The sequence below is a fragment of the Archangium primigenium genome (assembly GCF_016904885.1).
Lineage (GTDB): Bacteria > Myxococcota > Myxococcia > Myxococcales > Myxococcaceae > Cystobacter > Cystobacter primigenius.
Map to the genome: position 1 here is coordinate 8,850,216 of NZ_JADWYI010000001.1, position 23,125 is coordinate 8,873,340.

Annotated in this window: 21 protein-coding genes; 12 read left to right on the top strand and 9 right to left on the bottom strand. The window is 71.2% G+C overall.

Annotation, left to right across the window (positions count from 1 at the left end):
- On the top strand, window positions 1–612 hold the full coding sequence (locus tag I3V78_RS36330) for a pentapeptide repeat-containing protein (RefSeq protein WP_204495220.1): 612 nt from the start codon (window positions 1–3) through the stop codon (window positions 610–612).
- A gap of 7 nt (window positions 613–619) precedes the next feature.
- Here I3V78_RS36330 and rpoN read toward each other — a convergent pair whose 3' ends face one another.
- The 4 genes from rpoN to I3V78_RS36350 form a co-directional block, all read right to left on the bottom strand.
- The gene (gene rpoN, locus I3V78_RS36335) at window positions 620–2,131 is read right to left on the bottom strand and encodes an RNA polymerase factor sigma-54 (protein WP_204495222.1); all 1,512 of its coding nucleotides are present in this window, start codon (window positions 2,129–2,131) and stop codon (window positions 620–622) included.
- Between the two features lie 262 nt (window positions 2,132–2,393).
- Window positions 2,394–3,131 carry an LPS export ABC transporter ATP-binding protein gene (gene lptB, locus I3V78_RS36340; protein WP_204495224.1) on the bottom strand — a complete coding sequence of 246 codons (738 nt, stop codon included), beginning with the start codon at window positions 3,129–3,131 and terminating at the stop codon, window positions 2,394–2,396.
- Entirely contained in the window at window positions 3,128–4,099 is a 972-nt protein-coding gene (locus tag I3V78_RS36345) for an LptA/OstA family protein (protein ID WP_204495226.1), read from the bottom strand. The genes lptB and I3V78_RS36345 overlap by 4 nt, the downstream gene beginning before the upstream one ends.
- Entirely contained in the window at window positions 4,092–4,616 is a 525-nt protein-coding gene (locus I3V78_RS36350; protein WP_204495228.1) for a hypothetical protein, read from the bottom strand. The genes I3V78_RS36345 and I3V78_RS36350 overlap by 8 nt, the downstream gene beginning before the upstream one ends.
- 116 nt (window positions 4,617–4,732) lie before the next feature.
- On the opposite strand from I3V78_RS36350, the gene I3V78_RS36355 reads away from it, so the two are divergent.
- Window positions 4,733–6,004 (top strand): glycosyltransferase family protein, encoded by a 1,272-nt coding sequence (locus I3V78_RS36355; protein ID WP_204495230.1) that lies wholly within the window; start codon window positions 4,733–4,735, stop codon window positions 6,002–6,004.
- Here I3V78_RS36355 and I3V78_RS36360 read toward each other — a convergent pair.
- From I3V78_RS36360 to I3V78_RS36370, 3 genes are all read right to left on the bottom strand, one after another.
- Window positions 5,989–6,435 carry a GtrA family protein gene (locus tag I3V78_RS36360; protein ID WP_204495232.1) on the bottom strand — a complete coding sequence of 149 codons (447 nt, stop codon included), beginning with the start codon at window positions 6,433–6,435 and terminating at the stop codon, window positions 5,989–5,991. The genes I3V78_RS36355 and I3V78_RS36360 overlap by 16 nt on opposite strands.
- A complete protein-coding gene (locus I3V78_RS36365) occupies window positions 6,432–8,792 on the bottom strand; it encodes a PAS domain S-box protein (RefSeq protein WP_204495234.1) in 2,361 nt (786 codons plus the stop codon). Before I3V78_RS36365 ends, I3V78_RS36360 begins: the two co-directional genes overlap by 4 nt.
- Before the next feature lie 135 nt (window positions 8,793–8,927).
- A complete protein-coding gene (locus I3V78_RS36370) occupies window positions 8,928–9,380 on the bottom strand; it encodes a winged helix-turn-helix transcriptional regulator (RefSeq protein WP_204495236.1) in 453 nt (150 codons plus the stop codon).
- A gap of 125 nt (window positions 9,381–9,505) precedes the next feature.
- Here I3V78_RS36370 and I3V78_RS36375 point away from each other — a divergent pair, with 125 nt between their 5' ends.
- The 4 genes from I3V78_RS36375 to I3V78_RS36390 all read left to right on the top strand — a co-directional run bounded on the left by I3V78_RS36375 (window position 9,506) and on the right by I3V78_RS36390 (window position 14,650).
- Window positions 9,506–9,868, top strand: coding sequence for a DUF1304 domain-containing protein (locus tag I3V78_RS36375; protein ID WP_204495238.1), 363 nt, complete (start codon window positions 9,506–9,508; stop codon window positions 9,866–9,868).
- Between the two features lie 81 nt (window positions 9,869–9,949).
- Window positions 9,950–11,518, top strand: coding sequence for a protein adenylyltransferase SelO (locus tag I3V78_RS36380; protein ID WP_204495240.1), 1,569 nt, complete (start codon window positions 9,950–9,952; stop codon window positions 11,516–11,518).
- An 82-nt stretch (window positions 11,519–11,600) separates the two neighbouring features.
- A complete protein-coding gene (locus I3V78_RS36385) occupies window positions 11,601–13,808 on the top strand; it encodes an ATP-binding protein (protein WP_239576919.1) in 2,208 nt (735 codons plus the stop codon).
- A 44-nt stretch (window positions 13,809–13,852) separates the two neighbouring features.
- Window positions 13,853–14,650: a cyclase family protein gene (locus tag I3V78_RS36390; protein ID WP_204495242.1), complete on the top strand. Its 798-nt coding sequence runs from the start codon at window positions 13,853–13,855 to the stop codon at window positions 14,648–14,650.
- Window positions 14,651–14,669: 19 nt separating this feature from the next.
- Here I3V78_RS36390 and I3V78_RS36395 read toward each other — a convergent pair whose 3' ends face one another.
- Complete coding sequence (locus I3V78_RS36395) at window positions 14,670–15,449, bottom strand: intradiol ring-cleavage dioxygenase (protein WP_204495244.1); 780 nt, start codon at window positions 15,447–15,449, stop codon at window positions 14,670–14,672.
- A gap of 109 nt (window positions 15,450–15,558) precedes the next feature.
- Between I3V78_RS36395 and opgC the strand changes: the two genes are divergently transcribed.
- The 5 genes from opgC to I3V78_RS36420 all read left to right on the top strand — a co-directional run bounded on the left by opgC (window position 15,559) and on the right by I3V78_RS36420 (window position 21,899).
- A complete protein-coding gene (gene opgC / locus I3V78_RS36400) occupies window positions 15,559–16,809 on the top strand; it encodes an OpgC domain-containing protein (RefSeq protein ID WP_204495246.1) in 1,251 nt (416 codons plus the stop codon).
- Window positions 16,810–16,827: 18 nt separating this feature from the next.
- On the top strand, window positions 16,828–17,799 hold the full coding sequence (locus tag I3V78_RS36405; RefSeq protein WP_204495248.1) for a hypothetical protein: 972 nt from the start codon (window positions 16,828–16,830) through the stop codon (window positions 17,797–17,799).
- Window positions 17,800–17,879: 80 nt separating this feature from the next.
- Window positions 17,880–19,583: a phosphatidylinositol-specific phospholipase C domain-containing protein gene (locus I3V78_RS36410; RefSeq protein ID WP_204495250.1), complete on the top strand. Its 1,704-nt coding sequence runs from the start codon at window positions 17,880–17,882 to the stop codon at window positions 19,581–19,583.
- A 62-nt stretch (window positions 19,584–19,645) separates the two neighbouring features.
- Window positions 19,646–20,719 carry a cytochrome-c peroxidase gene (locus tag I3V78_RS36415; protein ID WP_204495252.1) on the top strand — a complete coding sequence of 358 codons (1,074 nt, stop codon included), beginning with the start codon at window positions 19,646–19,648 and terminating at the stop codon, window positions 20,717–20,719.
- Between the two features lie 82 nt (window positions 20,720–20,801).
- Window positions 20,802–21,899 (top strand): MbnP family protein, encoded by a 1,098-nt coding sequence (locus tag I3V78_RS36420; RefSeq protein WP_204495254.1) that lies wholly within the window; start codon window positions 20,802–20,804, stop codon window positions 21,897–21,899.
- 55 nt (window positions 21,900–21,954) lie between these two features.
- Here I3V78_RS36420 and I3V78_RS36425 read toward each other — a convergent pair whose 3' ends face one another.
- The gene (locus I3V78_RS36425; RefSeq protein ID WP_204495256.1) at window positions 21,955–22,353 is read right to left on the bottom strand and encodes a FixH family protein; all 399 of its coding nucleotides are present in this window, start codon (window positions 22,351–22,353) and stop codon (window positions 21,955–21,957) included.
- Between the two features lie 118 nt (window positions 22,354–22,471).
- Between I3V78_RS36425 and I3V78_RS36430 the strand changes: the two genes are divergently transcribed.
- The gene (locus I3V78_RS36430; protein WP_204495259.1) at window positions 22,472–23,110 is read left to right on the top strand and encodes an SCO family protein; all 639 of its coding nucleotides are present in this window, start codon (window positions 22,472–22,474) and stop codon (window positions 23,108–23,110) included.
- Window positions 23,111–23,125: the final 15 nt, after the last annotated feature.

Below are 23,125 nucleotides of genomic sequence, written 5' to 3' on the forward strand. Positions count from 1 at the left end.
GTGACGACCAACATCCACTACGAGAACCGGGAGATCGAAGGCGAGCGGTTGGATTTCTCCAAGGGCACGCTCTACTGGATAGGCCCCAACGTCACGCTCCGGGGTTGCACGTTGCGCCTGAACGTCGCGTCGCGCGGGCTGCATCTGCTGTCCGCGCGGATGATCGACTGCACCCTCCATGCCCCGAGTGAGTTGAAGACGCTGCGCTGGGGGCGGGTGCACTTGAAGGGGTGCCGGTTCACGGGCCGGTTCACGGGCAACGACTTCGGCTTTCGCGAGGAGCCCCCCGACACGTGGAAGGTGGGCGGCATCGAGGACTGCGACTTCTCGTCGGCGCGGCTGCATGGGTGCCGCTTCTCCAACTGCGACATGCGCACCCTCCAGCTGCCGCGCTGGCCGTGCTTCACCCTGATGAATCCCCGGGAGCACGCGGAAGCACTGGGCCGGTTGGAATGGCCCGGCCAGTTCGGGCTGGTCATCGCGGGGCTCGCCACGGCGCTCGAAGGCTCGGTGGCGGAGACCTGGCACGCGCCCACGCTGGCCGAGAAGCTGGGCACGACCCCCGAGGCCCTGCGCACGGCACTGGAGCGCGTGCCGTGCGTCGTCCTGTAAGGGCGGCCTAGAAGTACTTCTTGCGCTTGCTGCTCGGCAGGATGTTGAGCACCTCGCGGTACTTGGCCACCGTGCGCCGGGCGATCTCCGTGCCCTGGGCCTTGAGCAGCTCCACGAGCTTCTGGTCCGAGTAGGGGTTGCGCGAGTCTTCCTGCGCCACGAGCTGCTTGATGTGGTGCTTGACCGCCTCGCTCGCCGTGTCCTCACCGGACACGCGCGCGATGGACGAGTTGAAGAAGTACTTGAGCTCGAAGATGCCCTGGGGCGTGTGCACGTACTTGTTCGTCGTCACGCGCGACACCGTGGACTCGTGCATCCCGATGTCCTCGGCCACGTCCCGGAGGATGAGCGGCTTGAGGTGCGCGATGCCCTGGTCGAGGAACTCGCGCTGGAACTTCACGATGCTCTCGGTGACCTTGAAGATGGTGCGCTGGCGCTGGTGGATGGAGCGGATGAGCCATTGGGCGCTCCTCAGCTTCTCCTGGATGAACTCCTTGGTCTGCCCGGGCCCCACGCCGCCGCTCTTCAAGGCATTGCGGTACATGCCGGAAATGCGCAGCTTGGAGAGGCCGTCGTCGTTGAGCACCACCGCGTAGTCGTCCTCCATCTTGTAGATGAAGACGTCCGGGGTGATGAACTGCGCGTCGTCGCCGCTGAAGTTGCGGCCCGGCTTGGGGTCCAGCTTGGGCAGGAGCTTGGAGGCCTCCACCACCTCCTCGAGCGTCACCTTGAGGTCCTTGGCGATCGCCGGCAGGTTCTTGCTCTCCAGGTACTTCATGTGCCGCTTGATGACGAGGCCCAGGAGCGGCGCGTGCTTGTCCTTGAGCGCGGCCACCTGGATGAGCAGGCACTCGTGCAGGTCGCGCGCGGCGCAGCCCTTGGGATCCAGGTTCTGGATGCGGCGCAGGGTGCGCTCGGCCACGCTGATGGACACGTCCCCCTCGTTGGCCAGGCGGATGAGGGGGTCGCCCTCCACGTCCTCCAGCTTGAGGTAGCCGTCATCGTCCAGGTTGCCGAGGATGAGCATGGCGATGCGGCGCTCGGCGTCGTTGAGCCGGAGCGTGCCCAACTGCTCCTGGAGGTGGTCCACCAGGTCTTCCTTCTCCACCATGTTGGCTTCGAAGGAGGGCATGTCGTCCGTGGCCACGTTGCCCTTGTTGGACGCCGTGGTCGGCTCGTTGAACTGGTAGCTGTTGAGGTACGCCTCCCAGTCGATCTCCGGCGGCCCGTCCTTGTCGGCCTTGAACTCCTGGGCCGTGTCCGGCGTGCGCGCCTCCATGTCCCGCGGAATCTCGGTGTTCGCCGCCTCGTGCGAGGCCTCGCCCGGCTCCTTGTCCGCCACGTCGCCGAAGGGGGTCTCGTCCGGCTGCTCCAGCAGGGGGTTTTGATCCATCTCCTCCCGCACCTGCTCGAGCAATTCCATTCGCGAGAGTTGCAGGAGCTTGATGGCCTGCTGCAGCTGGGGCGTCATCACCAGCTGCTGCGAAAGCTTCAGGCTCTGCTTGAGTTCCATCGCCATTTCTGGGGTCTCCCGCCCGTTTCAACACTCGACTCGATGGCGAACCGCCATCAAGGACCGTGCCAACCTAACAAGGCCCCCCGACTTCGTCCAGTCCCCCAGGGTCCGGCCTGGGACTTGCACAAAGTGAAATTCCCTATTTATTCCGGGAACTTGGAGAGCCCATGAGCTCCCCGAGACGTTCAGGAGTCGACGTGTTGGCACGGGGATGCATGCGACCGCTGGACGGGACGGGCGTCCGGGGATGCCGATTCCTCGGGGCTCACACGGAGTGCAAGCGGAATCGGTCGCCCAGGTACACCTCGCGCGCCCGCGTGGACGCGGCGAGTTGCTCGGGCGAGCCCTCTTCCAGGATCTGCCCCTGGGCGATGATGTAGGCCCGGTCGCAGATGCGCAGGGTTTCCTGGACGTTGTGATCCGTGATGAGCACGCCGAGGCCGCGGGCCTTGAGCTGGGAAATCTGCTGCTGGATGTCGCCCACGTTGATGGGGTCCACGCCGGCGAAGGGCTCGTCGAAGAGGATGAAGCGGGGGTTGGGGATGAGGGAGCGGGCGATCTCCGTGCGTCGGCGCTCGCCGCCGGACAGGGGCTCGCCGGGGGACTCGGCCACGTGCGACAGGGCGAACTCCTCCAGGAGCTGCTGGGCGCGCTTCTCGCGCTCGGCGCGGGTGAGGCCCTTCTGCAGCTCCAGCACGGACAGGAAGTTCTCGCGCACGGTGAGCTTGCGGAAGATGGAGGACTCCTGGGGCAGATAGCCCAGGCCGTGCTGGGTGCGCCGGTGCATGGGCAGCGCCGTCAGGTCCTGCCCGTCCATGTGCACCCGGCCGGCGTCGGGCCGCACCAGCCCCACCACAATGTTGAAGCTCGTCGTCTTGCCCGCGCCGTTGGGGCCCAGGAGGCCCACCACCTCGCCCTGGGCGACCTGGAACGACACGTCCCGGACCACCTGGCGCTTGTGGAACGTCTTGCGCAGACCCTCGGCGAACAGACGACCGCTCATGGTGACCTCGTCCCTCCTGAAGGGGGGTTGCTGGGCGTGGAGGCCGGGGGGCCCTTGCCCGCCTCCCTGCCCGGAAGAGGCGTCGCCGACTCGACCGTCACAACGGCGTCCTTCACCTCGAAATTCGCGTTGCCCACCGTCATTCGCACTTCCGAGCCCCGCAGGCGGGTCGTCGCGTCGCGCGCCTCGGGGTTGCCCGTCACCACCAGGACGCCCGTGGGCACCCGGAATTCCGCCCGCTCGCCCTTCACCGAGCGGTCCGCGTCCGTGGCACGCACATGGCCCACGCACTCCGCGCGCGTCACCTGCTGGGACGCCGTGTAATAGGCCACCATCTTGTCGCAGCGCAGCTCCAGGGTGCGGTGTTTGACCACCACGTCGCCGGTGAAGACGGACTGGGAGCGGGAGCCGACCACCTTGCGCGCGCTCACCTCGGCGGGGAGGCGGGCCGCGGGGGCGTCCTTGCCCGAGGACTTGCGCGGCAGGGACAGGGGCGCCGCCTCGAGCGTGACGACGGCCTCGTCCACCTCGTACTCGAAGCCGGGCACCCCCGTCTTGAGGCGCATCTCCGCGCCGCGCAGCCGGGTGGTGGGATCGCTCGCCTCGGGGCTGCCCGAGAGCGAGAGCACGCCGGCGGGCACGTCGAACACGGCGCGCTCGCCCTGGGCGGTGCGCGGGCCCTCCACCATGCGCACCTGGCCCGTGCACTCCACGCGCGTCACCTCGCGGGGGCCGGTGTAGCTCGCCGCCATCTCGTCACAGCGCAGCTCCAGCGCCTTCTGCGTCACCACCACGTCGCCGGAGAAGACGGCGCGCTCGCGCGAGCCCGACAGGCGCTTGGAGGAGATGGCCACCGGGTCGCGCAGGCGGGGCACCGGGGCCTGGGCGGCATTGCCAGACACGGCGGACGCGGCGGCGGGGGCCACGGGCTGGGCGACGAAGAAGGCCGTCAACAGGTACTCAATCATGCGCGGACTCCAGCACGGTGTGGACCGAGCCCTCGAAGGTGAAGCGCGCGTCCGGCACGGACAGCACGAAGGTGTCGGCGCGCAGGCGGTAGTCGGGCGCCTGGACCTGGACGCCCTCCTGGCCGGAGATGCGCTGCTCGGCGCCGGAGTAGGTGGCCCGGGGGGTGCGCGCCACCATGCCCGCGCCGGTGCGGACCTCCACGTCGCCCGAGGCCACCAGGTCACGCGTGCCCAGGTGGCCCTCCATCAGGGCGGCGCTCACCACCGTCACGTCCGCGGGCGTGCGGCCCGGCACCCGGAGCGTGGCGCGGGTGGCGGTGAGCTCCCCGTTGCGCTCGTAGGTGGCGCGCTCGGCCTGGCCCGACAGCGCGGGCGTCTCGCCCTCGAACGAGCGCAGCCGCACGCCGCGCATCACCACGGCGGGGGGCGCGGCGGCATCCGTGAGGCCGGAAGACGGGGAACACGCGCCCGCGAGGACGAGGCAGACGACGGGAGTGAAGACGGCTCGCACAGGCACCTGTCTATCATCCGACAAGGGTGGGTGCTGCATCCGACAGCGGGCCTGTCCGCCCGGCCACCCTGGAGAGCGAGCGGCTACATAGGTCCCCGGGACATGCCCATCCTGGGAGCCACATGAAACGCATCCTCTTCGCCAGCCTTCCCGTGGGGGGCGGGCACCTCGCGCTCCGGGACTCGCTGCGCACGGCGCTCGCGCTCGGCGCGCCCGGGACCGAGCCCTTCGAGCCGCACACCTTCGACAGCCAGGACACGCGGCTGCGCGGCATCTACGAGTTCTGCGTCCACCGGGCGCCGTGGTTGCAGCGGTTGCAGTACAGCGTGACCGACCTGCGCGCCACCCTGCCCCTGCTCGCCTCGACCACCCCCGTGCTGCAGGCGGAAGTCCAGGCGGAGCTGGCGCGCGTGCGGCCCGACGCGGTCGTCGCCACGCACTTCCTGCTCTCGGCCCTGTTCGTGCGCGCGCGCAAGCGGCTGGGGCTGGACGTGCCGGTGGTCAACGCGATCCCGGACTACGGCGAGCCCGTGGAGGTGTTCGCGCCCCGGGGCGCCCACCGCCTGGAGGGCATCATCGTGATGGCGCCCCATGTCCGCGAGCGGCTGCTGGAGCGGGGCACCTACCCCGCCTCGCGCGTGCACCTCTCGGGCTTCCTGCCCCGCGAGCCCTTCCAGCGGGTGGGCCGGGAGATCGGCGCCGCGCCGCGGCTGAGCCGGGAGCGGAGAGCCGCGCTGCTCGAGTCCGTGCGCCAGGAGTACCCGGAGGCGCGCGGGCTGGACGCCACGCGGCCCACGGTGGTGTTCCTCGGCGGCTCGGCGTGGACGGAGAAGACGGGGCCCGTGCTCGAGCGGCTCTTGCGCACCCCGTCGCTGCACGAGCGGCTCAACGTGGTGGTGGTGTGCGGCGGCAACGCGCGCTTCCACGAGACGCTCACGGCCCGGGTGGCGGCGCTGCCGCACGTGGTGCCCTTTGGCTTCGTGGACGCCCACCTGCTCGCCCGGCTGATGGCGGTGGCGGACGTGCCGGTGCTGGGCAGCCTCGCGCCCGCGACCCTGCACGAGCTGATGGAGACGCGCTGCGGCCCGCTCCTGCTCTTCCACGTCATCCCGGGCAGCGAGGACTCCCACCCGGAGTACATCGTCGAGCAGGAGCTCGGCCTGTTCGAGCCCCACCCGGACGCCATGCTGGACCTGGTGGCGCAGGCCACGGGGCTCCTCCCCCCGGGGCCCCGCGTGGCGCCGCTCCAGGGCGTGTGCGCCGAGCGCATGCGCGCGCTGCGCGAGGAGAACGTGGAGCGCGCCCGGCACCTCGGCGGCTTCCTGCTGCGGCTGATGGGCCAGGAGACGGGGCCCTGGGCCCCCCACCCGGCGACGGCTCAGGACTTCGGCTGACCGCGCACCCGGAAGACGATGCGCCAGGCGGGATAGCTGAAGCCCACGTAGACCACGAACGTCACGATGAAGTTCGCGATCTCGAGGGGCAGCTCGGCCCGGTTCACGAGCAGGCGGAAGAGGGCCCAGTTCAGGGTGAGCGCGACGCTCTCCACGCAGCAGAACAGCAGCACCTGGCGGCGCATGCTGCCGCCGGTGGCGTGGAACGCGAACGAGCGGTTGCCGAAGAACTGGACCGACAGGCCCACCAGGAAGGCGAGGATCTTCGACGTGCCCGCCTCGAGGTGCAGCAGCCGCATGCACACCTCGAGCACGGTGAAGTCCGCCGCGGTGGCCACGATGCCCACGAGGCTCGAGCGCAAAAAGCGCATGAACCGCGACGCGAGCGAGGGCTTGGGCGCGGGGTTCTCCTGGAGGGCGTCCGGGCTCATGGGCGGGCGGCGTCCGCGCGGCGCGGCAGCTTCACGGTGAAGGTGGTGCCGTCCTCGGCGGTGGAGTGCACGGAGACCGCGCCGCCGTGGGCGCGCACGATCTGATCCACGATGTACAGCCCCAGGCCCACGCTGCGCCCCACCCGGTCCACCTCCGCGGTGGCGCGCTGCAGGGGCTCGAAGAGGCTCGCGTGGCGCTCGGCGGGGATGGGCGTCCCGTGGTTGTGCACGCGCAGCGTCACCCAGCCGTCATCCCCCGTGGCCTCCACGCGCACCGGGGACTCGGGCGCGCTGTACTTGAGGGCGTTGGTGACCAGGTTCTGGATGACCTGGGCGATGCGGTCCGCGTCCCACTCCCCCTGCCCGTCCCCGAGGTGGCGCAAGAGGACCTCGCGGCCGGGGGTGGTCGCCTCCACCTCCTCCAGCACGCCGCGGGTGACCAGGTGCAGGTCCGTGCGCTGGCGCTTGAGGGGGATGCCCCCGCCGAGCCGCGCCTGGGTGAAGTCGAGCAGGTCGCGGATCATCCGCACGGCGCGCTCGGCGCTGGACTGGATGCGCAGGATGGACTTGAGCGAGCGCTCGTCGAGGCCCTCGCGGCGCGCCAGGGTGGTGACGCCCAGGAGGATGGCGCTCAGGGGGTTGCGCAGGTCGTGGCTCACGATGCCGATGAGCTGCTGCTCGAAGTCCGCGCGGCGCTGGGCCTCGGTCTGGGACTGCCGCAGGTCGTGCACGTCCGTGGCCGTGCCCAGCCAGCGCAACACCCCGCCCTCGGAGGCGCGCAGCGGCACCACCCGCACCAGGTGCCAGCGCGACGTCCCATCCAGGCGCAGCCAGCACATCTCGCACTCGTAGGGCAGGCCGTCGCCGAGCCGCCGCGCCATCATCTCCAGCGTGGCCTCGCGGGTCTCCGGGCAGAGCAGCCGGGAGAACCCCGCGCCCCGCAGCTCCTCGAGCCGCAGGCCGGTGTAGTGCACCATGGCGCTGTTGGCGTAGGTGAGCGAGCCATCCGCGGAGGTGGTCCACACCGCCTGGGGAATGGAGTCCGCCAGGGTGCGCAGCTCCTCCTCGCTGCGGCGCAGGGACTCGGCCACGGCATGGCGCTCGGTGATGTCCGTGTTGACGACGACGGCGGCGACCACCCGGCCGTTGATCCACACGGGGTTGGCCGCCGAGCGCACGCGCACCTCGCGGTTCTGGAGGGGGTGGTGGATGAGGCAGTCGCGCTCCTCGGCGTGGCCCGCGAGCGCCCGGACGAAGCCCGTCTGGGCCAGGGACATGGCCTCGCCCGAGTCCGCCCACCGCGCGCGCAGCCGGGAGACGTTGCCCTCCCCGTAGCCGTTGAGCTGCGCCAGGTCCGCGCACCCCAGCATCTCCAGGGCCTGGCGGTTGGCGCGCTTGATGCCCGTGGCATCGCCCACGTAGAGCGCGTCCGGGATGCTCTCGAAGACGGCCTCCAGCTCGGCCTGGACCGACTCGACGCGCCGGCGCGCCTGCACGCCCTCGGTCACGTCCAGGGCCACGGCGATGACCCCCTCCACGAGGCCCGCCTCGTCGCGCAGGGGCGTGTAGAAGACGTCGAGGAACACCTCCCCCAGGCGCTGCTCCCGGGCCAGGGAGCCCTCGCCCGTCTCGAGCACGCGCCGCATCCGCTCGAGCGTGAGCTCGCACTCGGGCGTGGGGAAGCAGTCCGCGAAGGGCCGACCGAGCAGCGCCTCCGCGGGCTGGCCCCAGAGCCGGCACGCCAGGGGGTTGACCAGGTCGAGCACGAAGCCCGGCCCCCGGAGGATGGTGATGGCCAGGGGGGCCTGGGCGAAGAGGGCGTGCAGCCGGGCGCGCTCGGCGCTCGTGCGGCCCAGGCTCGTGCGGCTCTCCTCCAGGGCCCGCGTGCGCTCGAGCAGCGCCTTGCGCTGGACCTCCAGGTGCTGGCGCTGCAGGTACAGGTCCACGAACACCCGCAGCTTGGTGGTGAGCACCGCGGGGTTGAACGGCTTGATGAGCAGGTCCGAGGCGCCCGTGGCATAGGCCTCGGTGACGAGCGCGTCCGTGTACGGCTGGCCGGTGACGAAGAGGAGGGGGATGTGGGCGCCGCGGGCCTGGCGCTTGAGCGCGCGCGCCACGTCGAAGCCGTTGAGCCCCGGCAGCCCGACGTCCAGCACGATGGCGGCGAAGTCCTCCTCGGCCGCGCGCGCCAGGGCCTCCTCGCCCGTCTCCACCAGGACGATCCGCTGGCCGAGCGACATGAGGGCCCGCTCGACCATGTAGCGGCCCACCTCGTCGTCATCCACCACCAGCACGCTGGCCTGGGAAGGCAGGAGGGGCTCGTCGACGGCGGGGGCGGAAAGGGTCTCGGCGCTCATGATCGCGGCGGGTCGGGCAAAAGCCCCCTCCCGGCCCACCACTATGCCGAGCGCCCACCCCAAACAAAAGCACCGGCTCGGGGCGCGGGCCGGGCCATCCAGGAGTGAACCCCGGCGGCGCGCCCCCGGGCAGGGCTACGTCCGAGGCACGCGGGCCGGGTCGAGCGACACCGTCGCGCCCGTGACGCGCCCCCCACACGCCCCACACGTCAGGGCCGCCTGGAGCGGCGCGCCGCAGGCATGGACGAAGGGCGCCGCGAGCGCCGGGCCCGCCGGCGTCCACTTGCGCCCCCACTCCAGGAGCCCAAGCAGCACGGGCGCCAGTTCCGCTCCGGCCTCGGTGAGGTGGTACTCCTGGCGCACTGGGCGCTCCGAATAGGGCACCCGGCGCAGCACCCCGGCCTCCACCAGCTTGCGCAGGCGCGCGGTGAGCACGTCCCGGGGCGCCCCCGTGTGGTGCGCGATGCCCTCGAAGCGCCGCACCCCATAGAAGACCTCGCGCAGCACGAGCAGCGACCACTTCTCCCCCACCGCCTCCAATGCGCTGGCCAGCGAGCACTCGCGCGGGCCTCCCACCTGCTTCGCCATGCCCTCATCCTAACAACTCAGTTGGAATTTCAAACCCATGTGCTAGGGTGCGTTCAGTTTGATTTTCCAACCGACCCGGCCCCCGAGAGGGAGGCCCCGGGTCCCCCCGTCCTGAGGAGACCGAGATGAACGCGCTCGCACTGCTGTTCGTGGCCCTGGTGGCCGCCATCCACCTCTACATCGTGGTGCTGGAGGCCTTCCTGTGGACCAAGCCGCTGGGCATGAAGATTTTCAAGACGGAGCCGGCGTTCGCGGCGGCCTCGGCGACGCTGGCGGCCAACCAGGGCCTCTACAACGGCTTTCTCGCCGCGGGGCTCATCTATGGCCTGGTGGCGGCGGATCCCATCGGGCTGCACTTCAAGCTCTTCTTCCTCGGGTGCGTCATCGTGGCGGGCCTCGTGGGCGCGGCCACGGTGAGCAAGCGCATCCTCTATGTGCAGTCGGTGCCGGCGGCCATCGCCCTGGCGCTCGTGCTCGCCGCGCGCTGAAGGCAGGCGAGGAGGCGGGCCCACGCACGGTTCCGCCACGACACGCTTGCAACCCGGACGCCTGCCCGACATCCCTACCGCATGATTCGTTTCACCTCCCGCTTCATTGATTCCATGCCGGGTGACCCGCTCACCGACCGGCGTCCGCGTCAGGTCCAGGGTGCGCTCTGGTCCAAGGTCCAGCCCACGCCCGTGCCGGCGCCCCGGCTCGTGGCCTGGTCGCCCGAGGTCGCGGCCGGGCTGGGGCTGGACGCGGCGACGCTCCAGTCCGCCGAGGCTCTGCGGGTGCTCTCGGGCAACGGGCTCTGGCCGGGCATGGTGCCGTACGCGGCCAACTATGGCGGCCACCAGTTCGGCAACTGGGCGGGCCAGCTCGGAGACGGGCGCGCCATCGTGCTCGGGGAGCTGGTGGCGCCGGACGGCCAGACCCAGGAGGTGCAGCTCAAGGGCGCGGGCCCCACGCCCTACTCGCGCCGCGCGGACGGGCGCGCGGTGCTGCGCTCGTCCATCCGCGAGTTCCTGTGCAGCGAGGCCATGCACCACCTGGGGGTGCCCACCACCCGGGCGCTGTCGCTGGTGGCCACGGGGGACCAGGTCATCCGGGACATGTTCTACGACGGCAACCCCGAGGCCGAGCCGGGCGCCATCGTCTGCCGCGTGGCGCCGAGCTTCCTGCGCTTCGGCAACTTCGAGCTGTGCACGAGCCGCGAGGACGTGCCGCTGCTGCGGCAGCTGGCGGACTACACGCTCACGCACTTCTTCCCGGAGCTCGGCGCGCCGTCCCGGGACGCCTACGCGGCCTTCTACCGGGAGGTGGCGCGCCGCACCGCGCGGCTCATCGCCCACTGGCAGGCGGTGGGCTTCGTGCACGGGGTGATGAACACCGACAACATGTCCATCCTCGGGCTCACCATCGACTACGGCCCCTATGGCTGGGTGGACGACTTCAACCCCGGCTGGACGCCCAACACCACCGACGCCGAGCGGCGCCGCTACCGCTTCGGCAACCAGCCCGGCATCGGCATGTGGAACGTGGAGCGGCTGGGGGTGGCGCTCCTGCCCCTGCTCGACAACGACGAGGCGCCGGTGGTGGAGGGGCTGCACGAGTACCAGCGCACCTACGAGGCCGAGTCCGCGCGCCGCTATGCGGAGAAGCTCGGCCTGTCCGCCCTGGACCAGGAGGGGGACGACGCGCTCGTGCGGGACGTCTTCGCCTGGCTGGCCGAATGGGAGACGGACATGACGCTCTTCTTCCGGGGCCTGTCGCGGGTGGCGGCGGCCCCCAGCGCCCCCGAGGCCTGGCCCGAGGCCCTGCGCGAGGCCTTCTACGGCCAGCCCCCGGCGGCGCACGTGGCGCGGGGCGTCGCGTGGCTCCAATCCTGGTGGCGGCGCACGCGGCAGGAGCCCGGCACGCCCGAGGAGCGCGCCCGGCGCATGGACGCGGTCAATCCCAAGTACGTGCTGCGCAACTGGCTCGCCCAGGAGGCCATCGACGCCGCGCACGCGGGAGACGACTCGAAGGTGCACGCCTTGCAGGAGGTGATGCGGCGGCCCTTCGACGAGCAGCCCGGCCGGGAGGCCTACGCGGCCCGGCGGCCCGACTGGGCCCGCTCCAAGCCCGGCTGCTCGGCGCTCTCGTGTAGTTCCTGAGCGGCGGCCACATCCTGCGTCGGACGGAAGGCTGGTAGTACACTGCCGCGGCCCCGGGCCCCTTGGCCTGGCGCCTCCCGACATGCCGCATACCTCCCGCCCGCAGGCCTCGCTGTCCCGCTCGACGTTGGTGAAGATGGGCGTGCGCATCGCGGCGGTCATCGCGATGACCACGCTGCTCAGCTATCTGCACGTGCTGGGCACCGTGCGCGCCGAGCACCTCGAACGCCTGGCGAGCTACGTCGCGGAGCGCGCGCACCGCGAGGAGATCATCTTCCTGCTCGCGGAGGACAACCACGTCGTCCTGCGCGACGCCTTCACCGAGCGGCTCCAGCAGGCGGGAGCCGACGACGCGCGCTTCGCGCGGCTGGTGCGGCGGCTGCCCGACGGCACCTGGCGCAACGCCCCCGAGTCCTTCGACGGCCGGCGGATGCCGGGCATCTTCATCCCCCGCGAGCTGACCCCGGACGCCGACCTGCGCCACCGCGTGCTCGCCGCCTACGACGTCCTCTCCTCCTACGGGCCCGCCTTCCATCCGCGCTTCACCAACACCTACATCGTGCTGCCCGAGGGCGTGGTGGTGCTCTACTGGCCCGAGCGCCCCACCTACTTCCAGGACGCCGCGTCGGACTTCTCCATCCTGTCGCTCGACTTCCTCACCCGGACCGTGCCCGAGAACAACCCCACCCGGCACACCGTCTGGTGTGACGTCTACGCGGACCCGCACACCCATGCCTGGATGGTGACCGTCGCCACGCCCGTGGACGTGGGGGGCCGGCACGTGGCCACGCTCGGCAACGACGTGCTGCTCGCGGAGTTGATGGAGCGGGCCAGCCAGGATCACCTGCCCGGTGCCTACAACATGATCCTCGGGGACGAGGGGCAGCCCATCGTCCACCCGGAGCTGGCGCCCGCGCTGGACGAGCACCCCCACGGCCCCACGCCCCTGGGCACCGAGGGCCAGCGCGAGCGGCTGCGCGGCGTGTTCGCGCGCCTCCAGGCCGCCCCGGGCCAGACGGTGGTGGAGGAGCCCGAGGAGGACGCCTACCTCGGCCACGCGCGGCTGGAGGGCCCGGGCTGGAACCTCGTCACGGTGCTGCCCACGCACGTGGTGTCCAAGCCCGCGGTGCAGGCGGCGCGCTACGTGCTGGTGTTCGGCATGGCGTCCCTGCTCCTGGAGCTCGGCATCATGTCCTGGGTGCTCCGGCGGCAGATCACCGAGCCCCTCTCGCGCTTCACCCAGGCCACGGACCGGGTGGCCAGCGGGGAGACCGAGCTCGCGCTGGACACCGCCCGCCAGGACGAGCTCGGCCAGCTCGCCGGGGCCTTCCGGCGCATGGCGGACCAGGTGCGACGGCGCGAGGAGGAGCTGCGCCTGGCCAACGACGGGCTGGAGCGGCGCGTGGCCGAGCGCACCCAGGAGCTCACCGCCCTGCACGGGCGGCTCGTGGAGGCGGCGCGGCGCGAGGGCATGGCGGAGATCGCCACCAACGTGCTGCACAACGTGGGCAACGTGCTCTCCAGCGTCACCTCCTCCACCCAGCTCGCCCGGGAGCGGCTGCACCAGTTGCGCATCGAGCCCGTGGGCCGCATGGCGGCGCTCCTGCGCGAGCACCAGGCGGACCTCTCCGCCTTCCTCGGCCAGGACGAGCGGGGCCGGGTGCTCCTGCCCTTCATGGACCAGTTGGGCCAGCACCTCGCCGAGGAGCGCCAGCGCATCCTCGCGCTGCTCGACGAGGTGGGCCGCTACACCGAGCACATCGGCGACATCATCACCGTGCAGCAGGACCATGCCCGCACGCCGCGCACGCACCAGCCCGTCGTCCTCGCGGAGCTCGTGGAGGACGCCCTGCGCCTGGACGCGGCCCGGCTCGCCCACCGCCAGGTGAAGGTGGAACGGCGGATGGACACCCTGCCGCCCGTGCTGACCGACAAGCACAAGGTGCTGATGATCCTCATCAACCTCATCAGCAACGCCCGGCACGCCCTGGACACGATGCCCGCGGACGAGCGGCTCATCACCATCCGCCTGGACCAGCCCTCCGCCGAGCGCTTCCGGGTGGAGATCCGCGACAACGGCATCGGCATCGCGCCGGAGCTGCTCGCGCGCATCTTCCAGCACGGCTTCACCACGCGCGCCAAGGGCCATGGCTTCGGGCTGCACTCCGCCATCCTCGCGGCCCAGGAGCTGGGCGGCTCGTTGACGGCCCACAGCGAGGGCCCGGGACGCGGCGCCACGTTCACGCTGGAGCTGCCCTGCCGCTCCGTCCCCGCGCCGCCGAGCGCCTGACGTAACGTGGCGCCTCCACACTCCCAGGAGGCTCCTTCCCCCCCATGTTCCCCCGCTCGTGCCGGGCGCCGCTCGCGCTGCTCCTGCTGTCGTCCTCCCCTGTCCTCGCCGCGGATGACGTGACGCTGGCCCAGGCCTACAAGGCCCTCACCCGCCGCACCTGGGTGGACCTCACCCAGTCCTTCAGCCCCACCACGCCGGTGTGGCAGGGCTTTGGCCAGGCCAGCTTCACCGCCGCGTCGGACCCGGCGAGCTACCGGCCCTACACCCTTGAGCAGGACGGCTTTCGCACGACCTACTACTCCATGGTGGGGCAGTACGGCACCCACGTGGACCCGCCCGCGCACTTCCACGCCAACGCCGTCACCCAGGACCGCATCCCGCTCAAGGAGATGATCCTCCCGCTGGTGGTGTTCGACCTCACGCCGCTTTTGGGCAAGGAGCCGAACCACGCGCTGAGCGTGCAGGACATCCAGGAGTGGGAGAAGAAGCACGGCCGGGTGCCCGCGGGCGCCTTCGCCGCGCTGCGCACGGACCTGTCCAAGGACTGGAAGAACCCCGAGCGCTTCAAGCGCCACCCCTTCCCCGCCTGGTCCCTGGAGGCCGTGAAGTTCCTCGTGGAGAAGCGCGACGTGGTCGCCATCGGCCACGAGTCCCTCGACACGGACAGCACCCCCACCCTGGAGGCGGAGAAGTACCTGCTGGGCAAGGGCCGCTACCAGATCGAGGTCATGGCCCACCTGGACCAGGTGCCCGCCACGGGCGCGCTCATCGTGGCGTCCTGGCCCAAGGTGGAGAACGGCCTGGGCTTCCCCGCGCGCGTCTTCGCCATCCTGCCGTGAGGCGCGCTGGAGGGGACGCTCAGACCGACAGGCCCACCGTCAGCGTCGCGACGTACCCCTCCGCCGCGCTGCCCGTCACGCTCGCCAGCTGCAGGCTCGTCCCATCGCTGAAGACGTTGTCCTGGGCGAAGCTGATGCGCGCGAGGTTGCTCACGCTCGCGCTGTAGCCGGACGTCGCGTACACCGCGTCGCACGCGTCCACCGGCAGGGCGAGCTGCGAGGTGTGCAGCGTGTTGCCGGACGCGGTGGCCTTGGCCAGGCTCGGGTAGATCTCGAAGTGGATGTGCGGCATGCGCCCGGAGTAGCACCCGGGGAAGATGGTGGTGAAGGTCACCGTGCCATCCGCCCCCGTCTCCTGGACGCCGCGCAGGTAGTTCTGGTTCGTGAGGGTGTACATCGAGTACTTGCCGTCCCGGTCGCAGTGCCAGAGGTAGACGGCGTAGCCGGCGAGCGGCGCGCAGCTGCCGTCCGCGCTGTTGACCAGGGTCAGCGTGACGGTGAGGGGCACGCCCTCCGCGGTGCCCGACTGGCCCGCGAGGCTCGAGCGGATGTCCCGGCGCACGATGCCCGAGAGCACGAGCGCGTTGGCGCCATTGGAGCCATCGCCCGGGTAGGGGCCGGCGGTCTCCTCGGGGATCTCCGACTCGCAGGCCGAGCCGCCCTGCTCCGAGCCCCCACACCCCACGAGCGGCAGCAGCGCCGCGCCCGCCATCCACCGCAGCACCCGCCTGCGCTCCACCCGAGCCGCCAATACCGCGAGGTCGTGCTCGAGTCCCTGGTCGTGGTCGTCACCGTGCATGTGCGTCCTCCTCACTGTTGGAGCCAGCGTAGGAGGGCGCTCTTGAGGGAACCTTAAGGAGGCGCCCCTCCCCGGAAGCGGGGAGCGCCGGGTATTCTGTTGAGCACCAATGAATTCCCCCACCCCCCTCCGTGACTCCCGAATCGATTTCTGGCGAGGCCTGTGCCTCGTCGACATGGTGCTGGTGCACCTCGTCTACCAGGGCCTGTCGCTGGGCCAGCCGCTCACGGCGATCCTCGGGGAGTACACCCGCTTCGCCGCGGGCGGCTTCGTGTTCATCTCGGGGCTGTCCGTGGGGGTCGTCTTCCTGCCCCGGACCCGGGAGCCCGCGCAGCGGCGCCAGACGTACCGGTGGATGCTCCAGCGGGTGGGCTTCCTGCTCGGCGTGCACTGGGCGGCGGAGTTCAGCTACCTCCTGCTCTACCCCCTGGTGACGGGGATGCCCGTGGAGTCCTACCGCGCGGCGCTGGGGGAGATCCTGTCCTTCCAGCGGGGCGGCGGGCTCTTGCCGCTCTATATGGTGATGATCGCCCTGAGCCCGCTCTTCCTGGAGCTCGTCCGCCGGGGGCGGTGGTGGGTGCTGGCCCTGGCGAGCGGGGGGCTGTTCGCCTGGGGACAGCTCGGCGAGAACGCGTGGGGGGGCCCCACCATCCAGAACGAGTTCCGCTGGGTGCTCTGGCAGTTGCTGTTCGTGGCGGGACTGCTCTGGGGCCGGGTGCTGCCCGCGTGGAGCGGCCTGCCCCGGGGGCTCAAGGCGCGGCTGGCACTGCTCGCCGTGAGCGGGTGGGCACTCTTGTGGACGAGCGCGTACGCCAAGGACTTCGGGCTCGCGGCGCCGCTGTCGCTCGTGTTCTGGAAGACGCCCCTGTCCACGGGCGAGGCGCTCAAGTACCTGGCGGCCGTGGCGAGCCTCATGCTGGTGAGTGACCTGGCGTGGCCGCGCCTGAGGCACAGCCGGCTGACGGCGTTCGTGACCCGGCTGGGGCGCCATGGCCTGCTCATGTACGTGGCGCACGTGTGGGTGGCGCTGTTCCTCGCCCGGTGGACGGCGCGCGCGCGGCTGGTGGGCGCGGTCAACACCCTGGTGGCCCTGGGGGGGCTGGGGATGTTGTGGGCCCTGGCGGGACTGTTCGAGCGTGAATCCCCTCCGCGCCCGCGCACGTGGACCCACCGCCCCTCCTGGCGGCTGACGGTGGTAGGCAGTGCCCTGGTCCTGCTCATCCTGGTGCTCGACGCGGCGCGACTCCTGCCGGTGACGCCTCCCGCCACCTCCGCGCCCCTCGCGCTGGAGAGCGACGAGGAGCCACCCACGCCCCTCGAGGAAGTGCTCGGCGAGGAGCAGGCCATGGACGAAGGTTGATTCACAGGAGGACGGACGATGGGCCAGAAGGCGACGATGCGGAGCGGGGGCTGGGCGGTGATCCTGGTGTGCGGCGTGGGGTCGACCCTCGCCGGGGCGGCGGCCCCCGCGCCGGACCTGTCGGGGCTGTATGCGCGGCAGCAGGCGGAGCTCTCCATCCTGGAGGGCCGCAACGAGACGCTGGTGAACTACGGCGCCAGCTTCGCGCAGGGCCAGAGCGAGGGGACGTGCGAGTGCGCGCTCGTGGTCCAGAAGAAGGCCGCCGACCGCTGGACGCTCAAGGACGTGGACGGCGAGGGCACGTGGACCCTCAGGGTAACGCCCCAGCAGCTCACGCTCGAGAGCGCCCAGCCTCCCGAGTGCTGTGGCGCGGGGTGGCCGGGCTCGGGCGCCTTCGCGCGCGCGAGCGTGAAGCCGCCCACCCGCTGCCAGGTGGTGGCCCCCAAGGCCTACTTCCACGACGCGGACGCCCGCAACACCCAGCGCAAGGCGTTCGTCCTCGCCCGGGACGCGGTGCAGGTGTACGTGCCGGGCACCGAGCCGGCCTTCATCCCCGGACGCTTCGTGGGCCCCCAGGTGGCCACCGTGGGCTGGCTCAAGCGCGAGGAGCTCCAGTGCGGCGCGGCCGCGGTGGACGCCCAGGCGCTCGCGGGGACGTGGTGGCGCGTGCAGAAGCAAGGCAAGGGCTACGTCGTGAGCAAGCCGTGTGACGCGGCCATCCCCCACTTCACCCTCGCCGCGGACGGCCAGGGAGACATCGACTACGGCCAGGAGCAGGAGAAGCTGCGCGTCACCGCGCTCACGCCCGGGGCCTCGGGCGCCTACACGCTCACGCTCACCCCGGGCGGGCCGCTGACCTGGTCCGTGGTGGACGCCAGGCGCGGCATCGTCCGCGTCCAGGGCGGCGAGGGCTTCTTCGGCGCGGGGCCCCTCTTCGTGCGCGAGGCGCAGAAGGCCGCCCTGCCCCAGAAGACCGAGTCCTGTGAGTGACGTGATTTCCTGATTTGCGCGTTTCTCCAGGATGGACCCGTGCTACGTCAGGACGTGGCACCCCCCATCCTGGAGAACGCATGAATCCCTTGCTCAGCCCGTCCCGTGGCCCGCGCGGTGCGCTGGCCCTGCTGCTGGCCCTGCTGCTGCCGGCGCCCTTCGCCGCGGCGCATGGCCGGTACTACAACAGCGAGACGAGCGTCCCCACGCAGCATCCCAACTGGATGCGCTGGGTGCCGGATGGCACGCGGGTGTCGGCGCTGTCGGTGCCGGGCACGCACGACACCATGGCGGACGAGACGGAGTGGTACGTGACCGTCTTCGAGCGCGCGTGGATCCTCACCCAGGGGATGAACCTGCGCCCGCAGCTGGACGCGGGCGTGCGGGCGCTGGACATCCGGGCGCGCCACATCGGGGATCGCTTCACCATCCACCATGGGGCGTACTACCTGATGACCACGTACGACAACGTGCTGGCCACCACGGTGCAGTTCCTCAAGGACAACCCCACCGAGACGGTGCTCATGCGCGTGAAGCAGGAGCACACCGAGGAGAACGTCTCGCGCTCCTTCGCCGCCACGTTCGAGTGGTACCGCGACCAGGCCGCCTACAACCCCTACATCTGGCGCGGCACGCACGTGCCCACGCTGAGCGAGGTGCGCGGGAAGATCGTCATCCTGGATGACTTTCCGGGCGGCGACCACGGCATCAACTGGGGCAGCATCCGCCTGCAGGACGCGTGGGAGGAGACGAACACCTCGACCAAGTGGAACCTGGTGCGCAACCACCTGGTGGCGACGAACGCGGGAGACACCCACGCGCTGTCCATGAACTTCCTGAGCGCCTCGGGCGCCGGTGGCACGCCCTCGGCCATCGCGGGCTCGGTCAACGAGCAGGCCCTGCACTACCTGATGGGCCCCAACGTGCAGCGCACGGGCATCCTGATGATGGACTTCCCGGGCGCGGCGCTGATCGACGCCATCATCGCCCACAACTTCCGCCTGGCCCCGAGCGCGGCGAGCCTCGGCGCGGACTTCGCCACGGCCTTCAACAACCTCTCCTACGGCTGGCACGGGGACGGGGACGACAAGGCGCGCGACCGGTTGCTCGAGGCGCGCGCGTTCGTGGAGCACACGGTGCCGGGCGTGTACTGGCACGTCATCGTGTCGGGGACGCCGGGCGGCGACAACTGGGGCTACTCGGCGACGCACAACGGGCTGTACCGGCAGTCGGACTGGGTGGACGGCTACAGCCAGGTGGCGTTCCACACGGTGTCCAACGACAGCGCCGTGAGCGAGGGCTTCCTGGCGAGCTACGTGGATGGCCAGGTGGGAAGCCTGAGCGGCTCGGCGGAGAACCGGGCGTCGCAGCTCGCCTCGCGCGTGCGGGCGCGCTTCCCGTTCCAGAACTGGACGGTGCTGGTCAAGCGCGCGCCCGGCGGCTTCAACAACTGGGCCTACTCCCAGTGGGGCGCGCACTCCATGCGCTGGCACGGGGACTACGCCTACGCGGTGTGGGGCTACGGCGCCCAGCCCGGCGTGTACCTGTACGAGCACGACCAGTTCCAGGGCGACGTGATTCAACTCACGGGCCCCGCCCAGGAGCTGGGCAGCCGGGGCTTCAACGACCGCGCCTCCTCGGTGCGCATCATCGGCAACTACCGGGCGAACCTCTGGGAGCACGAGAACTGGGGCGGCGCGGGGATGTACGTCACCCAGAGCCAGGGCAACCTGGGCGGCACGTTCAACGACAAGGTGTCCTCGGCCGAGGTCTGGCGCTACTAGCGCCGGGTGCGGCGATTCGCCTCGGGGCGCGGGGGGCCACGCTGGCCTAACGTGCGGCGGTCATGCTCCAACAACTTCGCCGCGCGTCGGTGCTGGGAGGGGCCCTGCTCGTGGCCTGTGGCCCGGGTCCGGCGTCGGACCCGGGCCCCGGGCAGGCGCCCACGGGCCCGGTGCTCCCCCTGGGCCACACCGCCCTGCCCTCCCCGGAGGACAACCCCCTCACCCCCGAGGGCGTGGCGCTGGGCCGCTGGCTGTTCTACGCGCCCCAATTGTCGAGCAACGGCCAGGTGTCGTGCGCCACGTGCCACGTCCAGGCCCGGGCCTTCGCGCTCGACGTGCCCCTGGCCACGCTCGGCGTGAGTGGACGGCCGCTCGCCCGCCACACCCCCACGCTCATCAACCTCGCCTGGGCCGGGGGGCTCTTCTGGGATGGCGGGGCGAAGAACCTGGAGTCGCTGTCGCTCGCGCCCCTCACCCACGCGGACGAGATGGGCCAGGCCGACCTCCAGGCCCTGATGGACCGGCTCGCCGCCACGCCCGAGGCCGTGCGCCGCTTCGAGGCCGCCTTCGGTCCGGGAGGGCCGTCCCTGAGCCACCTGCTGCGGGCGCTCGCCCAGTTCCAGCGCACGCTCGTGTCGGCGGACTCCCGCTATGACCGCTGGCGCCGGGGCGAGCCCGGGGCCGGGCTGAGCACCCTGGAGCGGGCCGGACACGACCTCGTGCGCGAGCGGTGCGCGCCCTGCCACGGCTCGGAACTCTTCACGGACCAGGCCTTCCACAACAATGGCCTGGACGCGGTGTTCGGCACGGGCGAGCAGGTGACCCGGGGCCGGGGCCGCGTCACCCTGCGGGCCGAGGACACGGGGCGCTACAAGACGCCCACGCTGCGCAACGTGGCGCGCTCGGCGCCCTACATGCACGACGGCCGCTTCCCCACCCTGGACGCCGTCCTGGAGCACTACCGCCACGGCATGGTGGACTCCCCCACGTTGGACGGGGCCTTCCGCCGCGCGCCCGCGCCTCCCGGCGTGCCCCTGACGGACCTGGAGAAGACGGCCCTCCTCGCCTTCCTCGACACGCTGACGGACGAGGCCTTCCTCACGTCCCCCGACCTGGGACCTCCGCCGGGCCCCTGAGCCGTGCGGCACGCGACACGGCGGACGGGATGCGGCAATTCACCGCGCCGCCGTGGCCGGAGCCCTGGCGGATAGTGCCGCCATGAACCCCATGTCCCCGTCCCCCGCGTCCGGAGCCGCGCGCTCCCTGCTGCTCGCCCTGCTGTGCCTCGTGCTGCCCGCGTGCGGCACGGCAGCCTCCGGCACCGAGCACTCCGCCCAGGAGTACCAGGAGCTCCAGGGGCAGGTGGATGCCCTGAAGACCGAGGTCGCGCGGTTGCAGGCCCAGCTCGACCAGAGCCAGCAGGACGCGGCCACGTCCCAGCGAGAACACGCGCGGATGCAGTCGGAGGTGGACCGGCTGAAGGAGCAGCTCGCCGAGGCCCAGGAGCTGCTGGAGATCCAGGACCACGATGGCGCCTTGCGCCGCCTCCAGGAGGCCAATGCCCAGCTCAAGAGCGTCCAGGAGCTGCTGGCGCGCACCGACGGCACCCTGTCCCTCAAGGCGGAGCTGACACTGGGCGGCGCGCCCCTGGCGTTGGACCGGCCGTACACCCTGGCCAGCGGGGCGCGGATCTCCTTCACCGAGCTGCGCTATTGGCTGACGAGCGTCCAGTTGGAGAAGGCGGACGGCACGCGGGTGCTCGTTCCGGGCAGCTACTACCTGATGGACTTCATGAAGGCGCAGCCGCTGAGCGGAACGTCCACGGAGGTCACGCTGGAGGCGGCCCACCGCGACACCGTCCAGGCGCGCGAGGTCCCCGCGGGCCAGTACACGGCCCTCACGTTCAACCTCGGCGTGGACCCCACCTACAATGACAACCTGAGCCGGCAGACGGGCGAGCTGAGCGTGCTCAAGAACATGAGCGCGGTCACCTGGATGTGGTTCACCAGCTACATCTTCACGAAGACCCAGGGCACCTACGTCAAGGCGGATGGCACCTCCGCCCCGTTCGCCTGGGAGACGGGCACCAACGCGGACCTGCGCACCGTGCGCTTCGCCTTCCCCTCGCCCGTCACGGTGAACAGCCAGAGGAAGCTGGACATCAAGCTGAACGCGGACGCCGCCCGGCTCTTCACCACCTACAGCCCGAACACCACGTCCACCATCAACGCCAGCACCGAGACGGAGCGCGAGCGGCTGTCCAATGACTTCGCGAGCATGTTCTCGCTCGTGTCGGTGGAGAACACCAACCGCTGAAGTTCCCATGTCGCCCCGGGAGGCCCCTTTCGCGCGGGCCTCCCGGAGCACGGGCTCACCGGGTGAGCTTGAGCGTGACCACGGCCTGGTCCGTCGCGGCGCCCGACAGGCGCAGGCGCAGCTCCCAGACTCCGGGCATGAACAGGTCGAGGTCCACCACCTGGAACTGGCCCGGTCCCACGGCGCTGACCTGGGGCGTGTCGTTGATGCCATGACCCATGGACGGCATCCAGGGCTCCAAGGCCAGCTGAAGCCCCGTGGCGGGCGCGTGCGTCTTCGTCTCGGTGACCACGAAGCGCAGGGTCTGCGGCCCGCGCTTGAGTGGGACCTGCCGCGCCCGGACCTCCACCTGGAAGCGCCCCGAGGCGCTGGCCACCGAGGCGATCGACACCTCGCTCGCCAGGGTGGACGGCGCGGCCAACACCAGTCCCATCAACACGGCGGCTCTCAACATGTCTGGCTCCTGAAGGGCTGCGGGGAAGGCCTGGCCATAACAACGCCCGCGCCCGCCTCGCGCGCGACAACTTGTCGCGTCGCCAGCGCGCCTGCGTTGAGGGAATGTCCGAGGCACCATGCTGTCCCCGACGCCGTCCCAGCGCCTCCCCCTCGTCCTGCTGCTGAGCGCCGGAGCGCTGGGCGTCCTCGCCGTCACGCTGCTCCTGGGCATGCCCAGGCCCACCGAGTCCCTGCCCGTCTACGGACAGCTCCCGGCCTTCGCGCTGCGCGACCAGGACGACCGGCCCTTCGGCGAGGCGAACCTGCGTGGCCACGTCTTCATCGCCGACTTCATCTTCACGCGCTGCCCCACCGTCTGTCCGGTCCTCACCGAGCGCATGCGTCAGCTCCAGCGCGAGGCGAAGGCCTCGGGCGTGGACGTGCGCTTCGTGTCCTTCAGCGTGGACCCCCGTCACGACACGCCCCCGCGGTTGAAGGAGTACGCGCGCGTGCACGGCGTCGACCTGGGGAACTGGTCGCTGCTCACCGGGCCCCTGGACGTTGTCGAGCAGACCGTGATCGACGGCTTTCGCGTGCTGATGGGCCGGGACGCGGACGCGGGAGACGAGGACTTCCTGAGCATCCTCCACGGAGAGCACTTCGTGCTCCTGGACGCCCAGGCCCGCGTCCGCGGCTACTACACCGTGGCGAAGGACACGGAGAGCGCGCGCACGCTCCTGCGCGATGCGGAGCGGCTGACCCACGAGGCGCCGTGAAGCCGTCCTCGTGGG